General features: G+C 73.5%; 20 protein-coding genes and 1 pseudogene. 9 read left to right on the plus strand and 12 right to left on the minus strand.

Translation table 11 applies throughout. The annotated features are described in order from the left end of the window. Window positions 1-9: 9 nt before the first annotated feature. The 3 genes and pseudogenes from ACGFK0_RS07320 to ACGFK0_RS07330 all read right to left on the minus strand — a co-directional run. Window positions 10-612 carry a ClpP family protease gene (locus ACGFK0_RS07320; protein WP_184887243.1) on the minus strand — a complete coding sequence of 201 codons (603 nt, stop codon included), beginning with the start codon at window positions 610-612 and terminating at the stop codon, window positions 10-12. Then, window positions 609-1,238 carry a ClpP family protease gene (locus tag ACGFK0_RS07325; protein ID WP_184887241.1) on the minus strand — a complete coding sequence of 210 codons (630 nt, stop codon included), beginning with the start codon at window positions 1,236-1,238 and terminating at the stop codon, window positions 609-611. Before ACGFK0_RS07325 ends, ACGFK0_RS07320 begins: the two co-directional genes overlap by 4 nt. 103 nt (window positions 1,239-1,341) lie before the next feature. After that, a pseudogene (locus tag ACGFK0_RS07330) lies at window positions 1,342-2,091 on the minus strand (aldo/keto reductase); the annotation flags it as partial. A 23-nt stretch (window positions 2,092-2,114) separates the two neighbouring features. Between ACGFK0_RS07330 and ACGFK0_RS07335 the strand changes: the two are divergent. Further along, a complete protein-coding gene (locus ACGFK0_RS07335; RefSeq protein ID WP_392901383.1) occupies window positions 2,115-2,615 on the plus strand; it encodes a TetR/AcrR family transcriptional regulator in 501 nt (166 codons plus the stop codon). Window positions 2,616-2,755: 140 nt separating this feature from the next. Further along, complete coding sequence (locus ACGFK0_RS07340) at window positions 2,756-3,550, plus strand: SDR family oxidoreductase (protein ID WP_392901385.1); 795 nt, start codon at window positions 2,756-2,758, stop codon at window positions 3,548-3,550. 15 nt (window positions 3,551-3,565) lie between these two features. Here the strand turns inward: ACGFK0_RS07340 and ACGFK0_RS07345 are convergent, their stop codons facing one another. Then, the gene (locus ACGFK0_RS07345) at window positions 3,566-4,327 is read right to left on the minus strand and encodes an IclR family transcriptional regulator (RefSeq protein WP_184887233.1); all 762 of its coding nucleotides are present in this window, start codon (window positions 4,325-4,327) and stop codon (window positions 3,566-3,568) included. A 103-nt stretch (window positions 4,328-4,430) separates the two neighbouring features. On the opposite strand from ACGFK0_RS07345, the gene hutH reads away from it, so the two are divergent. From hutH to hutI, 5 genes are all read left to right on the plus strand, one after another. Then, complete coding sequence (gene hutH, locus ACGFK0_RS07350) at window positions 4,431-5,975, plus strand: histidine ammonia-lyase (RefSeq protein ID WP_392901459.1); 1,545 nt, start codon at window positions 4,431-4,433, stop codon at window positions 5,973-5,975. Window positions 5,976-5,986: 11 nt separating this feature from the next. Beyond that, on the plus strand, window positions 5,987-7,636 hold the full coding sequence (gene hutU / locus ACGFK0_RS07355) for a urocanate hydratase (RefSeq protein ID WP_392901387.1): 1,650 nt from the start codon (window positions 5,987-5,989) through the stop codon (window positions 7,634-7,636). Window positions 7,637-7,674: 38 nt separating this feature from the next. Beyond that, a complete protein-coding gene (locus ACGFK0_RS07360) occupies window positions 7,675-8,874 on the plus strand; it encodes an allantoate amidohydrolase (RefSeq protein ID WP_392901389.1) in 1,200 nt (399 codons plus the stop codon). A gap of 10 nt (window positions 8,875-8,884) precedes the next feature. Further along, entirely contained in the window at window positions 8,885-10,240 is a 1,356-nt protein-coding gene (locus ACGFK0_RS07365; RefSeq protein ID WP_392901390.1) for a formimidoylglutamate deiminase, read from the plus strand. A gap of 94 nt (window positions 10,241-10,334) precedes the next feature. Continuing rightward, window positions 10,335-11,501, plus strand: a complete 1,167-nt coding sequence (gene hutI / locus ACGFK0_RS07370) for an imidazolonepropionase (protein ID WP_392901392.1) — start codon at window positions 10,335-10,337, stop codon at window positions 11,499-11,501. Between the two features lie 41 nt (window positions 11,502-11,542). Here hutI and ACGFK0_RS07375 read toward each other — a convergent pair whose 3' ends face one another. From ACGFK0_RS07375 to ACGFK0_RS07390, 4 genes are all read right to left on the minus strand, one after another. Continuing rightward, on the minus strand, window positions 11,543-12,133 hold the full coding sequence (locus ACGFK0_RS07375) for a flavin reductase family protein (RefSeq protein WP_392901461.1): 591 nt from the start codon (window positions 12,131-12,133) through the stop codon (window positions 11,543-11,545). Continuing rightward, window positions 12,046-13,749 carry a signal peptide peptidase SppA gene (sppA, locus tag ACGFK0_RS07380; RefSeq protein ID WP_392901395.1) on the minus strand — a complete coding sequence of 568 codons (1,704 nt, stop codon included), beginning with the start codon at window positions 13,747-13,749 and terminating at the stop codon, window positions 12,046-12,048. The genes ACGFK0_RS07375 and sppA overlap by 88 nt, the downstream gene beginning before the upstream one ends. Window positions 13,750-13,860: 111 nt before the next feature. Continuing rightward, a complete protein-coding gene (locus ACGFK0_RS07385; protein ID WP_392901397.1) occupies window positions 13,861-14,349 on the minus strand; it encodes a PaaI family thioesterase in 489 nt (162 codons plus the stop codon). 97 nt (window positions 14,350-14,446) lie between these two features. Then, a complete protein-coding gene (locus ACGFK0_RS07390) occupies window positions 14,447-15,955 on the minus strand; it encodes a serine/threonine-protein kinase (protein WP_392901399.1) in 1,509 nt (502 codons plus the stop codon). Between the two features lie 101 nt (window positions 15,956-16,056). On the opposite strand from ACGFK0_RS07390, the gene ACGFK0_RS07395 reads away from it, so the two are divergent. Further along, window positions 16,057-16,914, plus strand: coding sequence for an NUDIX domain-containing protein (locus tag ACGFK0_RS07395; protein ID WP_392901401.1), 858 nt, complete (start codon window positions 16,057-16,059; stop codon window positions 16,912-16,914). Between the two features lie 6 nt (window positions 16,915-16,920). On the opposite strand, the gene ACGFK0_RS07400 is transcribed toward ACGFK0_RS07395, so the two are convergent. From ACGFK0_RS07400 to ACGFK0_RS07410, 3 genes are all read right to left on the minus strand, one after another. Beyond that, window positions 16,921-17,280 (minus strand): ACT domain-containing protein, encoded by a 360-nt coding sequence (locus ACGFK0_RS07400; RefSeq protein WP_392901403.1) that lies wholly within the window; start codon window positions 17,278-17,280, stop codon window positions 16,921-16,923. A 67-nt stretch (window positions 17,281-17,347) separates the two neighbouring features. After that, window positions 17,348-19,591, minus strand: coding sequence for a 1,4-alpha-glucan branching protein GlgB (gene glgB / locus ACGFK0_RS07405; protein ID WP_392901405.1), 2,244 nt, complete (start codon window positions 19,589-19,591; stop codon window positions 17,348-17,350). Between the two features lie 371 nt (window positions 19,592-19,962). Continuing rightward, window positions 19,963-20,181 carry a hypothetical protein gene (locus tag ACGFK0_RS07410; protein WP_392901407.1) on the minus strand — a complete coding sequence of 73 codons (219 nt, stop codon included), beginning with the start codon at window positions 20,179-20,181 and terminating at the stop codon, window positions 19,963-19,965. Window positions 20,182-20,295: 114 nt separating this feature from the next. On the opposite strand from ACGFK0_RS07410, the gene ACGFK0_RS07415 reads away from it, so the two are divergent. Beyond that, on the plus strand, window positions 20,296-21,168 hold the full coding sequence (locus ACGFK0_RS07415; protein WP_392901409.1) for a GntR family transcriptional regulator: 873 nt from the start codon (window positions 20,296-20,298) through the stop codon (window positions 21,166-21,168). Here the strand turns inward: ACGFK0_RS07415 and ACGFK0_RS07420 are convergent. Then, window positions 21,165-22,502 (minus strand): phosphotransferase (locus ACGFK0_RS07420; RefSeq protein WP_392901411.1); only part of this gene is annotated, 1,338 nt, incomplete at its 5' end. The two genes, ACGFK0_RS07415 and ACGFK0_RS07420, sit on opposite strands and share 4 nt — an antisense overlap.

The raw sequence follows: 22,502 nt of genomic DNA on the forward strand, positions 1-22,502 counted from the left end.
GCGGCGTGCCTACGCGGGGAGCGGCTGCCGCTCCTCGAGGACATGGTCGATGAGGCCGTAGTCCAGCGCCGCGTGCGCGGTGAAGACCCGGTCCCGGTCGGTGTCGGCGCGCAGGGTCGCGGTGTCCTGCCCGGTGTGCCGGGACAGGATCTCCTCGATGTCCGCGCGGACGCGGACGACCTCGTCCGCCTGCAGGATCAGGTCCGGGATCGCGCCGCGGCTCTGCCCCATCGGCTGGTGCAGCACCACGCGGGTGTGGGGGAGCGCGGCGCGCTTGCCGGGGGCGCCCGCCGCGAGGAGCACCGCGCCGACGGCGACCGCCTGCCCCACGCACGTCGTCGCCACCGGCGACCGGATGAAGCGCAGCGTGTCGTACACCGCGAGCATCGCGCTCGGGTCCCCGCCCTCGCAGTTGATGTAGAGCTGGATGTCGGTGTCCGGGCTGTCGGACTCCAGGTGCAGCAGCTGCGCGACGAGGGCGTTGGCCACGCCCGCGTCGATGGCGGTGCCGAGGTAGATGATCCGCTCGGTGAGCAGGTGGGAGTAGACGTCCATGATCCGCTCACCGCGGGGGTGCTGCGCGATCACGTTGGGGATCGTGTAGCTGCTCACCGGGCGGCTCCTTCCGCGGGGACGCCGAGCCCGACGCGCCGGCGGGCGTCGGGCACGACCTCGTCCAGCGAGGTGACGATCGAGTCGATGAACCCGTAGTCGAGCGCCTCCCGCGCGGTGAACCAGCGGTCGTGCAGCGAGTCCTCGAAGACGCGCTCCAGCGGCTGCCCGGTGTCCTCGGCGATGAGCCCGAGGACGGTGTCGCGGGTGTGGCGCAGGTCGTTGGCCTGCAGTTCGATGTCGACGGCCGCGCCGGCGATGCCGGCGGAGCCCTGGTGCATCAGCACGCGGGCGTGCGGCATCGCGCGGCGCTTGCCGCGGGTCCCCGACGACAGCAGGAACTGGCCCGCGCTGTAGGCGACGCCGAGCACCAGTGTGGAGACGTCGCAGGGGACGAGCCGCATCACGTCGCGGATCGCGAGCATCGACGGCACCGACCCGCCGTGGGAGTGGATCCACAGCGCGATGTCGGTGGACGCGTCCTCCCGCGCCAAGGTGATCAGCTGGGTGGCAAGCAGGGTGCCGTTGTCGTCGTCGAGTCCGCCGTCGAGCACGAGGACGCGCTGCTGGTACAGCTCGCGCCGCGCTCGTTCGTTGAACAACGGGATCTTCTGTTCCTCGCTCATGCCTCGACTATGCGGCGGGGCCGGCGGTGGTTCACGCCCTATCCGCCTGCGGCAGATCCGCTGAGAGCAGCGTGCCGGGGCGGCGTGGCCGGCAGGGGGCCGCTCAGCGGCGGCGGGACGCGGGTTCCAGGGCCCTCGTGCTCGTGTTCCACATGTTGTCGGCGATGTTGACGGTGTGGCCGGGCGGCACGATCTCGTCGATGCGGTCGAGGACGTCTTCGGAGAGCTCGACGCCGGCGGCCGCCAGGTACGAGTCGAGGTGCTCCATCGTGCGGGGGCCGACGATCGCGGACGTGACCGCCGGGTGGCGGGTGACGAACGCGAGCGCCAGCTGCACGAGCGACAGCCCGGCCTCCTCGGCGAGCACCGCGAGGGCCTCGGCGGCGTCGAGCTTGGCCGCGTTGGCCCGCGACGTCGCGTCGTACACGGCGGCGAAGCCCTCCCGGCGCGCGACCGAACCCGGCGGCTCGACGTCCCGGCCCTTGCGGTACCTGCCGGTCAGCCAGCCGCCGGCGAGCGGGCTGTAGGTCAGCACGCCCATGCCGTGCCGCAGGCAGGTCGGCAGCACGTCGTACTCGGCGGCGCGGGCCAGGATGCTGTACGGCGGCTGCTCGGTGCGGACGCGTTCGCGGCCCCGCCGCTCCGCGGTCCACTGCGCCTCGACGATCTCGGAGGCGGCGGCCGTCGAGGTGCCGAACATCCGGATCTTCCCGGCGTGCACGAGGTCGGACAGCACGCCGAGGGTCTCGTCCACGTCGACGGCCGGGTCGAGGCGGTGGATCTGGAACAGGTCGATCCAGTCAGTGCCCAGCCGGCGCAGCGAGCCCTCCCACGCGGCGTGCCGATGCCCGGCGCAACCGCGAGAAGATCCTCGCGGTGGCCCGGGAGGCGTTCGCCCGCTCCGACCACGACATCTCCATGGCCGAGATCTCCCGGCGCGCGGGGGTCGGCATGGCCACGCTCTACCGCAACTTCGCCAGCCGGCGGGAGCTCCTGGAGGCCCTCTACCAGGACGAGGTCGACGCCGTCTGCGCGGCCGCCGGGACGGCCGAGGGGGAGACGCCCGGCGCGGTGTTCACGGCCTGGCTGCAGCGCTTCCTCGTCTTCACGGCGGGCAAGCGGCCCATCGCCGCCGAGCTGCTCACCCACATCGACGGCGACAACCCCGTGTTCGGCCGGAACCGCGCCAGGGTGCTCGCGGCCGGGGGCGGGCTCCTCGCCGCCGCCCAGGAGGCCGGGGAGGTCCGCCGCGACCTCGCCCTGGAGCAGATCCTCGACATGATCGTCGCCATCGGCGGGATCGACGGCGACGCCGCCTACCTCGACCCGATCGTCCAGGCCCTGCTCGACGGGTTGCGTCCTCCCGCGGACGCGTGACGGCGGCAGGCCGGATCAAGCCTGCGGCTGTGCAGGATCAAGCCTGCGGCTGTGCGGGATTGGGCCTGTGGCGGGGGCTCGCGGCGTGCGTACGATCAACGCCGTCCGGGCGTAAGGCCCGGCTTACCCCGGGAGTGGCCATGCGGAAGGCAGTCGTCACCGGAAGCACCAAGGGGATCGGGTTCGCGCTCGCGCGCGAGCTGCTGCGCCGCGGCCACGGAGTGGTCGTCTCGGGACGCACCCGGGCGGCGGTGGACGACGCCGTCGAGCGGCTCGCGCCCGAGGCCGCCGGGGAGGCCGCCGTCCACGGAGTCGCCGTGGACGTCACCGACCCCGCGCAGGTCGAGAAGCTGTGGGACGCCGCCGTGGAGGCGCTCGGCGGCGTCGACCTCTGGATCAACAACGCCGGTGTCGCCAACACCACCCGCCCGATCGCGGAGACGCCCGCCGCCGACGTCCGGACGATGGTGACCACGAACATGCTCGGCACCGTGTACGGCTCCCAGGTCGCCGTGCGCGGCATGAGCGGGAAGGGCGGCCAGGTCTTCAACATCCTGGGCGGCGGCAGCGACGGCCGGATCCGCCCGGGGATGGGCGTGTACTCGGCCACCAAGCGCGGCCTCGACTCGTTCACCCGCGCGCTGGTCAAGGAGGTCGACGGGACGGACGTCCGGGTCGGGCAGGTCAGCCCCGGGATGCTCATCACCGAGGGCTGGCTCCGGGAGGCCGCGGCGGCACCGGAGCAGGTGCGGGACCAGCGGAAGATCCTCAACATCCTGTGCGACCACGTCGACGACGTCGCGCCCTACCTGGTCGACCGGATGCTGGCCAGCAAGAAGAACGGCGCCGCCATCAAGTGGCTCACCAGCGGCCGGATGACGCGGAAGTTCCTCGCCGGCGGCAAGCGCGACGTCCTCTCCCGATACGGCCTCTGACCCTCCGGGACCGGCTCAGCCCGGCGCCCGGCCGGTCAGGCGCGTCGTCAGGGCGGTGGCCGTGTCGCGGACCGGACCCGCCAGGGCGGGCCATGTCCCGGGCGGGTGGGCCTCGCGGCGGAACGTCACGGTGATCGCCGCCGTGGGGTGGGCCGTGTGGTCGAAGGCGCAGGCGGCGATGCTCGCGAAGCCCTCGGTGATGTGGCCGTCCTCCACCGCCCATCCCCGGCGCGCGTCCTCGGCGAGGACGCGGCGCAGTTCGCGCAGGGACGCGGGCCCCAGCCCGGTGCGGTCGACGAACCGGCCGGGGAAGAGGGCGCGGACCTGCGCCGCGGGCAGGTGGGCGAGCATCGAGCGGCCGCTCGCCGTGAGGTGGGCGGGCATGCGGACGCCCACGTCGGTGAGCAGCGTGGCGTGGCCGGGCGGCTGCTCCTTGAGCAGGTAGAGCGTCTCGGCGCCGTGCAGGACGCCCAGCTGGACGATCTCGCCCACGCGGTCCACCAGGCGGCGGAGCAGCGGGCGGGCCAGGCGCTCCAGCGGCTCGTGCCGCAGGTAGGCGGACCCGATCTCGAAGGCGGCGACGCCCAGGCCCCAGCGGCGCTCCTCCGGGATGGCGGTGACGAAGCCGTCCTCGGCCATGGCCGCCAGGAGGTGGTACGTACTGGACCGGGGCAGCCCGAGGGAGCGCGCGATCGCCGAGGCGGGGAGCGGGCCGGGCGCCGCGGCCAGCAGGCGCAGCACCGCCAGGGCGCGGCGGGCGGCCGGAACCTGGCTCATGGCCCCATTATCCCGCAATAGTCTCGTATCTGAGACAGTCGCCGGTCGCCACCCCTCCCGCCGCGGCGCCGGGGACGCTCCAATGGTGGGTATGAGCATCGACATGGCGGACGAGATCATCGAGGTCGGCCCCGAGGCGCTGGCGTTCGAGCAGGTGGTGGCGGTGGCGCGCGGCGGCGCGGCGGTCTCGCTGACGGACGCGGCGCTGAAGCTCATCGGCGAGTCGCGGGCCCATGTCGAGGAGCTGGCCGCCCGCCCGACCCCGGTCTACGGGGTCTCGACGGGTTTCGGGGCGCTCGCCACCCGGCACATCGCCCCGGAGCTGCGGGCGCAGCTGCAGCTCAACATTGTCCGGTCGCACGCGGCCGGGTCGGGTCCGGAGGTGGAGCGGGAGGTCGTCCGGGCGCTGATGCTGCTCCGGCTGCGCACGCTCGCCACGGGACGGACCGGGGTGCAGCCGGCGACGGCGCGGACGCTCGCCGCGCTGCTCAACGCCGGCATCACGCCCCAGGTCTTCGAGCACGGCAGCCTCGGCTGCTCCGGGGACCTCGCCCCGCTCGCGCACGTGGCGCTGGCGCTGATCGGCGAAGGGTCGGTCCGGGACGCCGCCGGCGAGCTGAAGCCCGCGGCGGACGCGCTGGCGGAGGCCGGGATCGCACCGGTCGAGCTCGGCGCCAAGGAGGGGCTCGCCCTCCTGAACGGCACGGACGGGATGCTCGGCATGCTCGTCATGGCCGTCCACGACCTGCGCCGGCTCCTCACGGCCGCCGACGTCGCCGCCGCGATGACGGTCGAGGCGCTGCTCGGCACCGACCGGGTCTTCGCCGCCGACCTGCAGGAGCTGCGCCCCCACCCGGGCCAGGCCGCGTCGGCGGCGAACCTGCGGGCGCTGCTGGGCGCCTCGGAGATCATGGAGTCGCACCGCGGGCCCGACTGCACCCGCGTCCAGGACGCGTACTCGCTGCGCTGCGCACCCCAGGTGAACGGTGCCGCCAGGGACACGCTGGCGCACGCCGAACTCGTCGCGGGACGGGAGCTGGCGTCCGCCATCGACAACCCGGTGGTGCTGCCGGACGGCCGGGTCGAGTCCAACGGCAACTTCCACGGCGCGCCCGTCGCGTACGTGCTGGACTTCCTCGCGGTGCCCGCCGCCGACGTCGCGTCGATGTCGGAGCGGCGCACCGACCGGATGCTCGACAAGGGCCGCTCGGGCGGGCTGCCCGCGTTCCTCGCCGACGACCCCGGCGTCGACTCCGGCCACATGATCGCCCAGTACACGCAGGCCGCGATCGTGTCGGACCTGAAGCGCCGCGCCGCCCCGGCCAGTGCCGACTCCATCCCGAGCTCGGCCATGCAGGAGGACCACGTGTCGATGGGCTGGAACGCGGCCCGCAAGCTGCGCCGGTCGGTCGACGGGCTGGCGCAGGTGATCGCCATCGAGATCCTCACCGCCGCGCGGGCGCTGGACCTGCGCACCCCGCTGCGGCCCGGCCCGGCGACCGGCGCCGTCGTCGCGCGGCTGCGGGAGGCCGTCCCGCCGCCCGGCCCGGACCGCTACCTCGCGCCCGAGATCGCCGCCGCGACCGAGCTGGTCCGGGACGGCTCGCTGGTCGCCGCCGCCGAGGCCGTCACCGGCCCCCTCTCCTAAGGAGTCCGCAGATGTCCGGTCCCCGTCCCGTCCGCGCGCCGCGCGGCACCGACCTCACCGCCAAGGGCTGGCCGCAGGAGGCCGCCCTCCGCATGATCCAGAACAACCTCGACCCGGAGGTCGCCGAGCACCCCGACGAGCTGGTCGTCTACGGCGGCTCGGGGAAGGCGGCCCGCAGCTGGGACGCCTTCGACGGCATCGTCCGCTCGCTGACCGACCTGGAGGGGGACGAGACGCTGCTCGTCCAGTCCGGCAAACCGGTGGGCGTCTTCCGGACGCACGAGTGGGCGCCCCGGGTGCTGATCGCGAACTCCAACCTCGTCCCGCAGTGGGCGACGTGGGAGGAGTTCCGCCGCCTGGAGTCGCTCGGCCTGACGATGTTCGGCCAGATGACCGCCGGGTCGTGGATCTACATCGGCACCCAGGGCATCCTCCAGGGCACCTACGAGACGTTCGCCGCCGTCGCCGAGAAGCGCTTCGGCGGCACCCTCGCGGGGACGATCACGCTGACCGCCGGGCTCGGCGGGATGGGCGGCGCGCAGCCCCTCGCCGTGACGATGAACGGCGGCGTCGCGATCTGCGTCGAGTGCGACCCGTCCCGCATCGAGCGGCGCGTCGAGCACCGGTACTGCGACGTCCGCGCCGGCTCGCTGGACGAGGCGCTGCGGCTCGCGGAGGAGGCGAAGGCGGCCCGCCGGCCGCTGTCGATCGCGCTGCTCGGGAACGCCGCCGACGTCGTCCCCGAACTGCTGCGCCGCGGCGCGCCGATCGACGTCGTCACCGACCAGACCAGCGCCCACGACCCGCTCGCCTACCTGCCGCGCGGCGTCGCGTTCGAGGACATGGCCGCCGAGCGCGACAAGGACCCGGCCGCGTTCATCGAGAAGGCCCGCGCGTCGATGGCCGCGCACGTCGAGGCGATGGTCGGCTTCCAGGACGCGGGCGCCGAGGTCTTCGACTACGGCAACTCCATCCGGGGCGAGGCGCAGCTCGCCGGGTACGCGCGGGCGTTCGACTTCCCCGGGTTCGTCCCCGCCTACATCCGGCCGCTGTTCTGCGAGGGCAAGGGCCCGTTCCGGTGGGCGGCGCTGTCCGGCGACCCGCGCGACATCGCCCGCACCGACCGGGCGATCCTCGACCTGTTCCCGGACAACGAGCCGCTGGCCCGGTGGATCAGGATGGCGGGGGAGCGGGTGCACTTCCAGGGCCTGCCGTCCCGGATCTGCTGGCTGGGCTACGGCGAGCGCGACCGGGCCGGGGAGGTGTTCAACGACCTCGTGGCGCGCGGTGAGATCAGCGCGCCGATCGTCCTCGGCCGCGACCACCTCGACTGCGGGTCCGTCGCCAGCCCGTACCGGGAGACCGAGGGCATGGCGGACGGTTCGGACGCGATCGCCGACTGGCCGCTGCTGAACGCGATGCTGAACACCTCGTCCGGCGCGACGTGGGTGTCCATCCACCACGGCGGAGGCGTCGGCATCGGCCGCTCCATCCACGCGGGCCAGGTCTGCGTCGCGGACGGGACGGCCCTCGCCGCCGAGAAGCTCCAGCGCGTCCTGACCAACGACCCCGGCACCGGCGTCATGCGGCACGCCGACGCCGGCTACGACCGCGCCGCCGAGGTCGCCGCCGACCGCGGCGTCCGCATCCCGATGCGCTGACACGCCGCAGGTGAACGCGGTCCGGGGAGAGGGAGGGTATGGGGTTCGAGGAGATGTGGGCGGCGCTGCTGCCCATCGGGCGGGACGAGGCGACCGGCGGCTACCACCGGTTCGCGTGGACGCCTGCCGAGCTGGAGTGCCGTGCCTGGTTCCTGGACGAGGCGCGGCGCCGCGACCTGGACGTCGAGCACGACCCCAACGGGAACATGTTCGCCTGGTGGCGGCCCGGGGACGGTTCGCGCGGCGACGCCGTCCTGACCGGGAGCCACCTCGACTCGGTGCCCGGCGGCGGGGCGTTCGACGGGCCGCTCGGCATCGTGTCGGCGTTCGCGGCCGTCGATCTGCTCCGCGACCGGGGACGTGAACCGAGGCGGCCGATCGGGATCGGGGCGTTCGCCGAGGAGGAGGGCGCTCGGTTCGGGGTGGCGTGCCTCGGGTCGCGGCTGCTGTCCGGGGCGATCGACCCGGCGCGGGCCCGCGCCCTGAGCGACGCCGGCGGCCGCACGTTCGCCGAGGTCATGCACAACGCCGGGTTCGACCCGGACGCGATCGGCCCGGACGACGGCCTCCTCGGGCGGATCGCCTGCTACGTCGAACTCCACGTCGAGCAGGGCCGGGCGCTTCGGGAACCGGTCGGGGTGGCGAGCGCGATCGTCCCGCACGGCCGGTGGCGGTTCGACTTCTGCGGCGAGGGCAACCACGCCGGAACGACGGGGCTGCGCGACCGGCGCGACCCGATGCTGCCGTTCGCGGGCATGGTGATCGCCGCGCGGGAGGCGGCCGAGCGGAACGGGACCGTCGCGACCGTGGGGAAGGTCCGGGTCGTTCCGGGCGGGGTGAACGCGATCGCCTCGTCCGTCACGGCCTGGCTGGACGCCCGCGGTCCGGCGGACGAGGCGGTCCGGCGGACGGTCACGGAGATCGACGAGGCCGCGCGGATCGCCGCGCGCCCGCACAGAGTGAGCGTCGACCTCGCCGAGGAGTCCTACACCGAGATCGTCGACTTCAACCTGGCCTTGCGCGACCGCATCGGCGGGACGCTCGGCGGCGTCCCCGTCCTGCCGACCGGCGCGGGCCACGACGCGGGCGTCCTGTCGGCCCGGCTGCCGACGGCGATGCTGTTCGTCCGCAACCCGACCGGGGTCTCGCACGCCCCCGAGGAGTTCGCGGAACCGGCCGACTGCCTGGCCGGAGTGGAGGCCCTGACCGCGGTACTGGACGACCTGGCGTGCGGGTAGGACTCCGGATATGCAGTGGCATGCCCAGTTCGCCTGGCTCGGGGACGGTGTGGCGTCCGACGTGCTCATCGAGGCCGACGGCGAGCGGATCACCCGCGTCGCCGCCGGCGTCCCCGCCCCGCACGACGCACAGCGCCTGCCCGGCCTGACCCTGCCGGGCCTCGCCGACGCGCACTCCCACGCCTTCCACCGCGCCCTCCGCTCCCGCGCCCAAGTCCATTCCGGGACGTTCTGGACGTGGCGCGAGCAGATGTACAAGGTCGCCGACCGTCTCGACCCGGACTCCTACCGCGCCCTCGCCACCGCCGTCTACGCCGAGATGGCCCTCGCCGGGATCAGCTGCGTCGGCGAGTTCCACTACCTGCACCACGGCCCCGGCGGCACCCCCTACGACGAGCCGAACGCGATGGGCGAAGCGCTGATCGCCGCCGCGTCCGACGCGGGCATCAGGATCACCCTCCTGGACGCCTGCTACCTCACCGGCGGCATCGGCCGTCCCCTCAAGGGGCCGCAGCTGCGCTTCGGCGACGGAACCGCGGGCAACTGGATGCGCCGGGTCGAAAGCCTGCACGAGGAGACGGACAAGGCGGGACGGCTCCACGCCCGCGTCGGGGCCGCGATCCACTCCGTCCGCGCCGTGCCCCGCGAGCAGTTGCGGGCCGTCGCGTCCTGGGCGAAGGAGCACCGCGCGCCCCTGCACGTCCACCTGTCGGAGCAGCCCGCCGAGAACGAGGCGTGCCTCGGCGCCTACGACATGACGCCCACCCGCCTCCTGGCCGAGTCGGGGGCGCTGGGCGCGCTGACCACGGCCGTCCACGCGACGCACCTCACCGACGACGACATCGGCCTGCTCGGGGCGACCATGACCGGCGTGTGCATGTGCCCGACCACCGAACGGGACCTCGCCGACGGGATCGGCCGCGCCCGCGACCTCGCCGACGCCGGCTCGCCGATCTGCCTGGGCTCCGACCAGCACGCCGTCATCGACCTGTTCGAAGAGGCCCGCGCGGTCGAGCTGGACGAGCGGCTCCGCACCCGCGTCCGCGGCCACTGGACGGCGGGGGAACTCCTCGCCGCCGCTACGTCCAACGGCCACTACGGGCTCGGCTGGCCGGAGGCGGGACGGCTGGAGCCCGGCGCGTACGCCGACCTCGTCACCGTGGCGCTCGACTCGGTGCGGACGGCCGGAGCCGGACCCGGCCACACCGCCGAGGCCGCCGTGTTCGCCGCCACCGCCGCCGACGTCCGGCACGTGGTCGTCTCCGGCCGGCAGATCGTCCACGACGGCCGCCACCTCCTGATCGACGACGTTCCCGCCGCCCTGGCCGAGACCGTCGCCGCCGCCACGGCCCCCGACGACGCATGACCGGCGCCGCCCAGCCGCACGCCCGGCCGCTCGCGCGTGCGGCACCGGGTCCGCCGACGTCTGGCTGCGGGTCGCGGCGTGAGATCCTGCCCAGGTGAGCACCGGCAGCACCGTCATCGCGAACATCGGGGAACTGGTCACCAACGACCCCGCCCTCGGCGGACTGGGCATCGTCCGCGACGCCGCCCTGGTGATCGAGGACGGCAGCGTCGCGTGGACGGGCCCGTCCACGGACGCCCCCGCCGCCGACGCGTCCTTCGACGCCGCCGGCCGGGCCGTCCTGCCCGGCTTCGTCGACTCCCACGCCCACCTCGTCTTCGCCGGTGAACGCGCCGAGGAGTTCGCCGCCCGGATGAGCGGCCGCAAATACGCCGCGGGCGGCATCCGGACGACCGTCGAACGCACCCGCGCCGCGTCCGACGACGACCTCCGCGCCAACGTCCGCCGCCTGATCACCGAGATGGCGCGGCAGGGCACCACCACCGTCGAGTGCAAGTCGGGCTACGGCCTCACCGTCGACCAGGAGGAACGCGCCGTCCGCATCGCCGCCGAACTGGCCGACGAGGTCACCTACCTGGGCGCCCACATCGTCCCGCCCGAATTCGACGGCGACGCCGCCGCCTACACGCACCTCGCCGCCACCGATATGCTCTCGGCCTGCGCCCCCCATGCCCGCTGGGTGGACGTCTTCTGCGAACAAGGCGCCTTCGACGCCGACCAGGCGCGCGAGGTCCTCCAAGCCGGGGTCAAAGCGGGCCTGCGCCCCCGCCTGCACGCGAACCAGCTCACCCAGGGCCCCGCCGTGCAACTCGCCGTCGAGATGGACGCCGCGTCCGCCGACCACTGCACGTTCCTCAGCGACGCCGACGTGGACGCCCTGGCGTCCTCCCGGACCGTGGCGACCCTCCTGCCGGGCGTCGAGTTCTCCACCCGCCAGCCCTACCCGGACGCCCGCCGCCTCCTGGACGCGGGAGCCACCGTCGGCCTCGCCACCGACTGCAACCCCGGCTCCTGCTACAGCTCCAGCATGGCCTTCTGCATCGCCGTCGCCGTCCGCGACATGCGCATGACCCCCGCCGAGGCCGTCTGGTCCGCCACGGCGGGCGGCGCCCGCGCCCTGCGCCGCACCGACGTCGGGCACCTCACCCCGGGCGCCCGCGCCGACGTCCATGTCCTGGACGCCCCGTCACACATCCACCTCGCCTACCGCCCCGGCGTTCCCCAGACGGCCGCCGTCTGGAAGGCCGGCCGCCGGGTGTGACGGTCAGGCGGGCAGTGCCACAGGGTGGTCAGGTTGAGCGATCACCGCCGTCCGGCACTTGACCCGTCCTCCAGATAACGGCGGTTGACTCTGATCAGGGGTTTGTGGTCGCGGGCTATGTAGTCCGTTGAGAGGACTTCGGCGACGAAAAGGGTGTGGTCTCCGGCTTCGACCGTCTGGCGGGTTTCGCATTCCAGGGCGGATTGCCCGGTTTCGGGGATGAGGGCGTCCGAGAGGCCGCCCCGGTGGTGCGGTTCGCTCGCAAGGAGGATGCGGGCGCTCGGGCGGCCCTCGGCGGCGAAACGGCCGGCCAGGGCGCGCTGGCGCGCGGACAGGACGGTCGCCGCCCAGCGGCTCTGCCGGTTCAGGACCTCCGCCAGGTAGGAGGACGTCGCCACGCTCGCCAGCACCAGCGGCGGGTCCAGGGACACCGACATGAACGACGTCACCGTCGTGCCGAGGTCGTCGCGGCCGTCGCGGACGGTCAGGACGACGACGCCCGTCGCGAAGCCCGCGACGGCCTCGACGAAGTCGGTGGGGGCGGTCAGCGGATCTCCCAGATGCCGGGGAGGGACAGCGGGCCGGCGGCGGGCAGGCCCAGGCGGGCGGCGACGCCGCCGAGCGAACCCCAGGCGTCGAAGCGGGCCGAGGCGGCGGCGCGGTCCTCGCTGGACTCCGGCGGGCGCAGCCGCTCCAGCGGAGAGCTGTGCGGGTAGACGCGGACCGGGGCGTCGGCGGCGAGACCGGCCTTCTTGCGGGCCACGCCGAGGGCCCGGTCGATGCCGCCCAGCTCGTCGACGAGGCCGTGCTCCTTGGCGTCGGCGCCCGTCCAGACGCGGCCGCGGGCCAGTTCGTGGACGCGTTCGCGGGAGAGGCCGCGGCCCTCGGCGACCCGCGAGGTGAAATCGTCGTAGATCTGGTCGAGGGAGGCGTTGACGCGTTCCCACTCGGATTCGCTGAAGTCCTTCGTGGCGCTCGACATGCGGGCGTGGTCGCCGTTCGCGACGCTGCCGAGGGTGATGCCGATGCGGTCCAGGAGGCCGTTCACCACGGCCTTGCCGGTGACGACGCCGATCGAGCCGGTGATGGTGCCGGGCTGCGCGACGATCGTGTCCGCGGCCGCCGCGACGTAGTAGCCGCCCGACGCGGCGACGTTGCCCATCGACACGATCACGGGCTTGCCGGCGCGGCCGGCCAGGACCACCTCCCGCCAGATCGCGTCGGACGCGACGGCGGAACCGCCCGGGCTGTTGACCCGGAAGACGATCGCCTTGACCGTGTCGTCCTTCACGGCGGCGCGGAACGCGGCGCCGATCGTGTCCGAGCCCATCGCGGGGCCGGAGGCCGGGAGCGGGCCGCCGCGGCCGCTGCGGCCGAGCCGGATCGGGCCGTGCCCGTTGATCAGCGCGACGGCGTCCTGCCGGCCGGGCTGGGGGAGCATGGCCGCGAGGCCGTGCGCGCGGTTGTAGCGGGCGACATAGCGGAGCTGCGCGTCCTCGCCGAACTCCTCGCGCAGGTCGGCGTAGACCTCGTCGCGGTAGCCGAGGCGGTCGACGAGGTTCTCCTCCAGCGCCTCGCCGGCGAGGAAGGGGCCGCGGTCGGTCAGCTCCCTGACCCTGTCCTCGGACAGGCCGCGGGCGGCGGCGACGGCGGCGGTGATCTGCTCGCCGATCGAGGCGACGAGGCGTTGCGACGACTCCTCGTGCTCGGGCGTGTAGGTCTTCTCCATGAACGTGTTCGCCATGGTCTTGTACTCGTGGCGCTTGGCGAACCTGGGTTCCACGCCCGCCTTCTCCAGGGCGCCCGCGAAGAACGGCTCTTCGAGCGCCATGCCGACCAGGCCGACCTCGCCGGTGGGCTGCAGGTAGACCTTGTCGAACCCGGTGGCCAGGTAGTACGGCACGGTGCCGCGGCCGCTCTCCCCGTAGGTCTCCGCCCACGCGACGGTGAGCTTGCCCGCGTCGCGCAGTGCCTGCACCGCCTCGCGCAGCTCCTGGACGAGCGCCAGACCGATGCCGCCGCTCACCTTCACGACGAGGGCGCGCACCCGGCTGTCGGAGCGGGCGCGGCGCAGCCCGTCCAGGACGTCGCGCAGGTGCGTTCGGCGCATGGACATGATCGCCGAGATGGGGTCGGACGGCGCGGTCTCCACGATGCCCTCGGTGAGGTCCAGTTCGAGGATCAGCGGAGCCGTCCGCCGGTCGCGGGCCTGTTTGATGACGTTGACGACTGTGCCGGGATCCACCATGGGCCCAGCCTATGCGTTCGGAGGGGCCTCGCTCGGTGCCGCCGGCCGCCTCCGCCGCCAGGACGAAGCCGGAGCCGGAGCCGGAGCGCGCGTCAGCGCATGAACGCCTTGTTAGCGCATGAACGCCTTGTTGGGGATGACGCTCGCCGACGCCTGGGCCAGCGGGCGCCCCTGCGCGTCACCGATCACCGCGTTGGCGACCATGCGGGTGCTGCCGGGGTGCACGCACGTGCCGGTCACCGTGTAGGTCTGACCGGACTGGACACCGCGCAGGTAGTCGATGTTCAGGTTGAGCGTGAGCATCGGCAGGAAACGGTCGCATGTGCTGCTCGCGGCGAGGCAGACGGCATTGTCGAGGATCATCGCGATGTAGCCGCCGTGGACGATGCCGCCCGGGTTGCACAGCTTCTCCGCGGGCGTCCAGGAGATCTCCACCCGGCCCGGGTCGGCGGATGTGACGACCTGCCCGATGTAGTCGCTGATATCGGAGATCTCCGGGAGCCTCTTGTCCCGCATCGCCCGGATGAACTCCACGCCGGACAGCGTGTTCCACAGATCGGCGGCCTCCTGCAGGGCCTCCGGGCTCGCCTCGACGCTCACTCGCACTCCTTGATCACAACGGATTCTAGAATGTTATTCGGTCATCGGAGGCCCGGTGCTGTGCCGTTCATCACGGACGCCGCCCCGGCCGGGGGTTTCAGCCGGACTTGCGGAGCGTGCCCTCGGTGGTGCCGATTCCCGGGGACGTGTACTCCAGCCCGTCCGCCGCCTTCGTGAGCGTGAGGGTGCCGCCGACGCAGAAGCCCTGGGTCCCCTGCGCGTTCTCGGGGGTCTCCTGGAACCGGACGGTCGTGCCGGACACGTTCGTGACGGTCAGCGTGTCGTGGCAGCCCCAGTCGGGGTAGTCGGACGTGCCGCCCGTCGCGCCGGCCGCCAGGGTGATCGTCACCCTGGTGCTGGTCTCGCCCACGGTGAGCCCGCCGGTCTGGGTGACCGTCCCCGTCCAGATGCCGCCGAACTCGGCGGGCACCGTCGCGGCACCGCCCTGACCGCCGCCGCCTGGGGGCGCCGGTGTGGTCTGGGAGGGGCGGGTCGTCTGCGAGGGCGGCGTCGTCTCGCCGGCGGTGCCCGTCGAGCGTCCCGCCTCGGGGGAGCCGTCGTCCCCGGCGTCCGCGAGGATGAACGCCGCCGCGGCGATCGCGATGACGGCGAGGGCGGCGGCGGCGCCGACCACGCCCGCGATGACGCGCCCGCGGCGCCCGCCGGGGTCATGACCTGGACCGGTGCGCGGGCCGCCGTCCGGGCCGGGGGCGCGGGGCACCGTGGGCGCGTGGGCGGCGGGCGTGTGCCCCTCGACGGCCGGAGGCGCCAGGGGATGCGGCGGCCGGCCGCCGGAGGCCGGCCCGGCCATGGCGGACGGGTCGACGAGGCGGACCATCAGGTCGCGGGCGGCCGGGCGGCGGGCCGGGTCCTTGGCGAGGCACTCGGTGATCAGGGGGAGGAGCGAGGACGGTACCTCGCCGAGATCGGGTTCGCCGTTGGCGATGCGGTGCATGGTGGCCGGGATGCTGGTCGCCGGGCCGAACGGCGGATGCCCGGTGGCCGCGTACACGATCGTGCCCGCCCAGGCGAAGACGTCCGACCTGTCGGTCGGCGGATGCCCCTCCAGCCATTCGGGCGCGAAGTACGAGGGTGTGCCGACGAGCTGCGTGTGGGTCTCGGCGTCGATGGCGCGGGCGATGCCGAAGTCGACGACGCGCGGGCCGTCCGGGCCGAGCAGGACGTTGGCGGGCTTCAGGTCGCGGTGGACGATTCCCGCGCCGTGGATCGCGGCGAGCGCGCTCGCGGTGTTCACGGCCAGCCGTTCCAGGTCGCCGCCGCGCAGCGGCCCGCTCTCCACGACGCGCTGCTGGAGGGACGGCCCGTCGATGAACTCGCTGACGACGTAGGGCGCCTCGCCGTCGGCCGACGAGTCGAGGACGGCGGCCGTGCAGAACGGGGCGACCTGCCGGGCGGCCTGCATCTCGCGCGCGAAGCGGCCGCGGGCGGCCGCGTCGGTGGTCTTGAGCATCTTGACGGCGACGCGCTCCCCGGCCGGCCCCTCCCCGAGGTAGACGACGCCCTGGCCGCCCTCGCCGAGGCGCCCGGTCAGCCGGTAGCGGCCGGCCGTGCGCGGATCGTCGTGGGCCAGGGGATGGGCGGGCATCGGCGGACTCCTCGGGCATGGTCGGCGGGCATCGTCCCCGGCGACTCGTCAACCGTACTTGGCCCGGCGGACGGATGACGCCCAGCGGATATTGTCGTCGCATGGGAGACGGCGACGGCTGGGCCGGCTGCGGGCTCGGGCACACGCACTGGGGGCGGTTCGGTGCGGCGGGCCTGCTGGCCTACCACCGTGATCCCGGCGGCCAGGTGTGGATCCTCTTGCAGCAGCGCGCGTGGTGGGGGATCGGTGGCGGGACGTGGGGCATGTTCGGCGGCGCGCTCCACAGCCACGAGGACGCCGTGACGGGCGCATTGCGCGAGACGTCCGAGGAGTGCACGCTCGACACCGGGATCGTGAACGTGCACGGCACGAGCGTCGAGGACCACGGCGGCTGGTCGTTCACGTCCGTGATGGGGTCGCTGTCCGAGCTTCCGCGCGTCCGGCCCGCGTCGCGGGAGACGCGCCGCGCCGAATGGGTGCGTGCCGAGGAGGTCACCGACCGCAACCTGTTCGAGCCGTTCGCGCGGTCATGGCCCCGGCTGCGGGACGCGATGAAGGGCGTCGTCCTCGTCGTGGACGCGGCGAACGTCGTCGGCTCGCGCGCCGACGGCTGGTGGAAGGACCGCGCGGGGGCGAACGCGAGGCTCCGTGACGACCTGAAGGCCCTGGGCGCGGGCGTGCGCGACGTGCCCGGCGGTCTCGTCCGGTTCGACCACTGCTTCCCCGAGGTCGTCCTGGTGGTGGAGGGTGCGGCGCGAAGCGTCGCCGAGGAGCCGGGGAACGGGGTACGGGTCGTGGCCGCCCCCGGCAGCGGCGACGACAAGATCGTTGATCTGGTCCGCGGGACCGGGCCCGACACCGCCCACCTCGTGGTGACCGCCGACCGGGAACTGCGGGCCCGCTGCGAGGCGGCCGGCGCCGCCGTCATCGGCCCGCGCTGGCTCCTCGAACGCCTCTAGGACCGCTCAGTCCTCGACGCGGTGGCCGGCGTCGCGGAGCGCGTCGGCCGCCTCCTTCCGCCGGTGCCCGGGGACGAGGACGAGGTCGGCGTGGTAGGTGGACGCCACGAAGACGGGGATCCCGGCGCCGGCGAGCGGGCCCACGATCTCGGCCGGTGTGCCGGGCACGCGGAGGCCGTGGCCGGTCTCGCCGTAGAAGCCGACCCAGCGTTCCGTCTCGGTGAACGGCGACGCGTCCCGGATCACGGTGAGGCCCTCGGGGGCGCGTATCAGCGCGATCCAGTCGTCGTCCTCGGGGAACGTCGCGTGAGGCAGGTGCTCGATGATGAACTGGCCGGGGACGACGTGCAGGCGCTGCGCTTCCATCCCGCCAGACTATTCAGCACGGGCCACCCGGTACGTCATGTCCGGGTAGAGGTCGTTCAGGCCTGGGCTACTCGGGCACGAGCCAGACCGCGCCCAAGGGCGGGACGCGCAGCACCGCGGACGCGGGCAGGCCGTGGCAGGGGTCGGCGGTCGCCTCGACGCTGCCGAGGTTCCCGACGCCGCTGCCGCCGTACTCGTAGGCGTCGGTGTTGACGAGTTCGCGCCAGCGCCCCTCGCGGGGCAGGCCCAGCCGGTAGTTCTCGTGCGGGTTCCCGGCGAAGTTGACGACGCACGCGAGAACCGGCTGCCCGCCTTCCTGCGCCGTGCCGTAACGCAGGTAGGACAGCGTGTTTCCGCCCGCGTCGTTGCCGTCGATCCAGCGGAACCCGTCGTGGTCGCTGTCGCGCGTCCACAGCGCGGGCTCGGCCTGGTAGGCGCGGTTCAGTTCGCGGACGAGCTTCTGCAGGCCGAGGTGGTGGGCGCCCTCGGCGGCGTTCTCCAGCAGCCACCAGTCGAGCGGACGCTCCTCGGCCCATTCGGCGCCCTGGCCGAACTCCTGCCCCATGAACAGGAGCTGCTTGCCGGGATGCGACCACATGTAGGCGAGCAGGGCGCGCAGCCCGGCGAACTGCTGCCAGGCGTCCCCCGGCATCTTGCTCAGCAGCGACCCCTTGCCGTGGACCACCTCGTCGTGCGAAAGCGGCAGGACGTAGTTCTCCGAGAACGCGTACACCAGCGAGAACGTGATCTCGTTGTGGTGGTAGTGCCGGAACACGGCCTCGTGGCGCAGGTACTCCAGCGTGTCGTGCATCCAGCCCATGTTCCACTTGAACCCGAAGCCGAGGCCGCCGAGATGGGTGGGACGGGACACGCCCGGCCACGCCGTCGACTCCTCGGCGATCGTCACCACACCCGGGTTGCGCTTGTAGACCGTCGCGTTCATCTCCTGGAGGAACGAGATGGCCTCCAGGTTCTCGCGGCCGCCGTAGACGTTGGGCGTCCACTCGCCCTCGTTGCGCGAGTAGTCCAGGTACAGCATCGAGGCGACGGCGTCCACGCGCAGCCCGTCGATATGGAACTCCTCCAGCCAGTACGACGCGTTGGCCACGAGGAAGTTGCGCACTTCGGCGCGCCCGAAGTTGAACACGAGCGTCCCCCAGTCGGGGTGTTCGCCGCGCGTCGGATCGTCGTGTTCGTACAGGGCGGTGCCGTCGAACCGGGCCAGTGCCCATTCGTCCTTGGGGAAGTGGGCGGGCACCCAGTCCATGAGGACGCCGATGCCCGCCTGGTGGAGCCGGTCGACCAGGTGCCGGAAGTCGTCCGGGCTTCCGAACCGTGCGGTCGGCGCGTAGTACGACGTCACCTGGTAGCCCCAGGAGGGGCCGTACGGGTGCTCGGCGACCGGCAGCAACTCCACGTGCGTGAAACCCATGTCGCGTACGTACTCGGTCAGTTCGTCGGCCAGTTCCCTGTAGCCGAGCCCAGGGCGCCACGACCCGAGATGCACCTCGTACGCGCTCATGGGTTCGTGCAACCAGTCGTGTTCCTTGCGGCCGTCCATCCATTGGCCGTCGCCCCACTCGTAGGACGAGGTGTAGATGCGGGACGCCGTCGCAGGGGGACCCTCGGTGCACTGCGCCATCGGGTCGGCCTTGGAGCGCCACACACCGTCCGCGCCGAGGATCTCGTACTTGTAGCACATGCCGTCACCGATGCCGGGGACGAACAGTTCCCAGACGCCTGTGGAACCGAGCGACCGCATCGGGTACGCACGGCCGTCCCAGTGGTTGAAGTCCCCGACCACCCGGACGCCGCGCGCAGTCGGCGCCCACACCGAGAAACCCGTCCCGTGCACGGTGCCGAACGCGGAGGCGTAGCTGCGGACCCGCGCGCCGAGGGCCTTCCACAGCTCCTCGTGCCGTCCCTCGCTGATGAGGTGGAGGTCGAGTTCGCCGAGCGTGGGCAGGTGCCGGTACGGGTCGTCCTGGAGCGTCTCGATGCCGTCCCCATAGGTGACGGCGAGCCGGTAGTCGGGGACCGCGAGGGGCGCCCGGTCCTTGCCGTCGGCGTCCTTGCCGTCGCCGGCCAGGGACGAGCCGTCCGGCAGCGTGCCCGTGAACAGGCCCTCGTGGAAGTGGCGGAGCGGGTGCCGGTCGCCGTTCGGCAGGACGACCTCGACCCGTTCGGCGAGCGGCCGCAGCGTCCGGATCGTCACGCCGTCGCGGCCGGGATGCGCGCCGAGGACGCCGTGCGGATCGTGGTGGTCGCCGCCGACGAGCCGGTCGATCTCCGCGCGCGTCACCCGTGCCATGACCTCACGGCCTCCCGTCCCAGTGGCATCACCTCAGTAGAGGTGCCCCGAGATCGGCCGGTCTCACGTCGGGGACGCACCTGTTTCCGGGAGCTTGGAAGTTTCCGGACGCTCGGCGGCGGCCGCGCGGTGGGCGGGATGGAGGACGGTGTGCGACCGCACGGGCGGCACGACTCTTTGTCGGGGGGTCGCGCCGATAGTGCCGTCCGTGCGGCCACGTCTACCTGGCCCCAGTGGTGACATCGACCCCGCCACCCTGGGCTCCACTCCTGTGTCACTTGAGCGCCACAGGTACCTGCCGTACCGGAACGCCCCGGCCCGGTCCGCCCCCGCTCGCGGACCGGGCCGCGCCGTTCCCCAACGGTGTCCCGTCACCCGTCTCCGTGCTCCTCGCGCGTCTGGTCGAGCAGCAGCCGGCGGAGCCCCGCGGAGTCGTCGGAGGCCACCGTCCGCGCGTATCCCGCCTGGAGCTGGGAGTCGCTGAGATCGCCGCTGCGGGTCGCGTACCAGCGCCCCGCGTCGCTCCGCCACACCTGCCAACCCGGAAACTCCCCCTCGATGGCCGCCTTCAGATCATCGAAGTCGCCCATCAAGGTCGTCCTTTCCCCGAGGCCGCTCTTCTGTATACAAAAGTCGTACTCGGTCAAAGAGGTGTCAAGCTGTCCGTAAGCGGACCATGCCCCCGCGGATAGCGCGCGGAAGGTATGGATGAGCGGGAGGACGAGCCAGGATCGAACACCGCGTCGAACGCCGAGTCGAACGGCAACACCGGGCCGGGCGGCCGGACGGCGCGGCCGGAGGAAGGGGAGGTGACGCCGGTGCCGGACCGTCCCGCCTACCTGCGCATCGCCGACACGCTGCGAGAGGGCATCCGGGACGGCAGCCTCCCGCCGGGAACCCGGCTGCCGACCATCGCGGAGCTGTGCGAGGCCCACGGCGTCTCGGAGATCGTCGTCCGGCAGGCCATCGCGCTGCTGCGCGGCGAGGGGCTGGTCGAGACCCGCCGCGGCGGCGGCACGCTCGTCCGGCTCGTTCCCCCTGCTCGCAGGGTTGCGATGGACCGCTACCGCGCGGTGACACGGCCCATGGCGGTCCCCGAGACGACCTTCACCCGGGACCAGAGGATCACCTGGGAGGAGTACCGGCTCGACAAGGAGTTCAGCCGGGTGCGGGCCGATGCCGAGCTCGGCGCGCTGTTCGAGCTGCCGGCCGGCACCGAGCTGCTGCGCCGCCGGTTCGTGTTCCACGCCCGCGGCGAGCCGCAGCAGATCTCCGTCAACTACCTGCCGTGGGACCTCGTGGGCGACACCCCCGTGTCCGACCCGGCGCGCGAGCCGTGGCCCGGGGGGACGCTCGCGCAGCTGGCCTATCTCGGCCACCCGCCCACCCGCGTCGAGGAGGCAGTCCGCTCCCGCATGCCGACCCCGGAGGAGGCGGAGGCCCTCCGCATGACCGCCGGGGTGCCCGTCCTCGCCATCACCCGCAGGCTGCTGTCGGGCGCCGGTGTGATGGAGGTGTGCCGCGACATAGTCCTGCCCGCCGACCGAGTGGTCCTCGACTACTCCATCGACCTCTAACGAGCCGGGGGCGTTGCGAGGTGGGCCAGGGAGCGCAGGGGGACGGGGAGCCAGCTCGGGCGGTTCCGCGCCTCGTAGCGGATCTCGTAGACCGCCTTGTCGAACTCGAACGCCCGCACCAGCGCCGCGTGCGCGGCGGGGTCGGGCCCGCCGGCCGCCGCGTAGCCGGCGCAGAACGCCTCCCGGTTCCGCTCCGCCCACGCCCGGGCGCGCAGCTCCAGCGCCTCGGCCGTGTCCGGCTGCAGGTCGTCCTCCCGCGCGAGCAGAAACCGGGCCGCGTACTCGAACGAGCGCAGCATCCCGGCGACGTCCCGCAGCGGATGCGCGGGCGCGCGGCGCTCGGCGGGCGTGCGGGCCGGCTCGCCCTCGAAGTCCAGCAGCACCCAGCCCGTGTCGGTGCGCAGGACCTGCCCGAGGTGGTAGTCGCCGTGCACGCGCTGGACGGGCAGCGTCCGCGCCTCCGCGGCGACCTCGTCGAACACCGCGCGGATCGCGGGGGTGTGCGGGCGTATCTCCGGGACGGCGGCGCTGACCTCGTCGAGCTGCTCGTTCATCGCGAAGACCGAGTCCCGCAGCGTCGTGGCGGGCGCCTGCGTCACGCCGAACGCGGCGGCGAGGTCGCGGTGCACCTGCGCGGTCGCCGCGCCGAGCCGCTCGGCCTCCGCGGCGAAGTCGCCTCCGGCGGCCGCGGCGTCGCCGGCGGTGAGCCCGCCCGGTGTCCCGGCAAGGCCCGGCGGCGTGGGCTGGGCGAACCAGTCGCGGACGCTGGTGACGGCGAGCTGCCAGCCGTCGGTCGCGGTGCGCAGGAACTCCGAGAGCAGCGCCAGCGTGACGGGCTCGCCCCCGGCGGCGCCTCCGATGGCGCTCGCGCCCGGCTCCAGCTCGATCCACCCGTGCACCGTGGCGATGTGCTCGCAGCCCTCGCGGGACAGCGCCAGGTTGACCTCCAGGTCCGGGTTGACGCCGGGGGACAGGCGGCGGAACAGCTTGCAGATGTAGGAGTCGCCGAAGACCAGCGAGGTGTTGCTCTGCTCGGCCCCGATGGGGATGCCCTCCAGGTCCGCGCGGACACCGGTGCCGGGCGCGCGCCGGAACTGCAGCGGGCCGATCAGCGTCTCGTTGGCCATGGAGGTCAGCAGCGGGCGGGTGAGCTCCGGGTCGTACGCGGCGTCGTAGACGTGGCCGGTGATGCCCGGCCCCCCGGCCGCCCGTCCGATCAGGCGGGGGTTCAGCCGCTCGGGCAGGTCGCGGCGGACGCCGAGGAGCAGCTGGTAGTGGTCGGTGACGCCGTTCTGGGTGACGTCGAGGATGAGGTGGTGCAGGCCCGGGTCGCC

Origin of the sequence: Spirillospora sp. NPDC048823 (assembly GCF_043198445.1) — a bacterium.
Lineage (GTDB): Bacteria > Actinomycetota > Actinomycetes > Streptosporangiales > Streptosporangiaceae > Spirillospora.

Coding starts and splice junctions, on each gene's coding strand:
- glgB (WP_392901405.1), bottom strand. CDS start 19,591: ATGGCACGGGTGACGCGCGCGGAGATCGACCGGCTCGTCGGCGGCGAC.
- hutU (WP_392901387.1), top strand. CDS start 5,987: ATGTCCGGTCCCCGTCCCGTCCGCGCGCCGCGCGGCACCGACCTCACC.
- ACGFK0_RS07410 (WP_392901407.1), bottom strand. CDS start 20,181: ATGGGCGACTTCGATGATCTGAAGGCGGCCATCGAGGGGGAGTTTCCG.
- ACGFK0_RS07340 (WP_392901385.1), top strand. CDS start 2,756: ATGCGGAAGGCAGTCGTCACCGGAAGCACCAAGGGGATCGGGTTCGCG.
- ACGFK0_RS07395 (WP_392901401.1), top strand. CDS start 16,057: ATGGGAGACGGCGACGGCTGGGCCGGCTGCGGGCTCGGGCACACGCAC.
- ACGFK0_RS07365 (WP_392901390.1), top strand. CDS start 8,885: ATGCAGTGGCATGCCCAGTTCGCCTGGCTCGGGGACGGTGTGGCGTCC.
- ACGFK0_RS07360 (WP_392901389.1), top strand. CDS start 7,675: ATGGGGTTCGAGGAGATGTGGGCGGCGCTGCTGCCCATCGGGCGGGAC.
- ACGFK0_RS07325 (WP_184887241.1), bottom strand. CDS start 1,238: ATGAGCGAGGAACAGAAGATCCCGTTGTTCAACGAACGAGCGCGGCGC.
- ACGFK0_RS07345 (WP_184887233.1), bottom strand. CDS start 4,327: ATGAGCCAGGTTCCGGCCGCCCGCCGCGCCCTGGCGGTGCTGCGCCTG.
- hutH (WP_392901459.1), top strand. CDS start 4,431: ATGGCGGACGAGATCATCGAGGTCGGCCCCGAGGCGCTGGCGTTCGAG.
- ACGFK0_RS07415 (WP_392901409.1), top strand. CDS start 20,296: ATGGATGAGCGGGAGGACGAGCCAGGATCGAACACCGCGTCGAACGCC.
- ACGFK0_RS07390 (WP_392901399.1), bottom strand. CDS start 15,955: ATGCCCGCCCATCCCCTGGCCCACGACGATCCGCGCACGGCCGGCCGC.
- sppA (WP_392901395.1), bottom strand. CDS start 13,749: ATGGTGGATCCCGGCACAGTCGTCAACGTCATCAAACAGGCCCGCGAC.
- ACGFK0_RS07400 (WP_392901403.1), bottom strand. CDS start 17,280: ATGGAAGCGCAGCGCCTGCACGTCGTCCCCGGCCAGTTCATCATCGAG.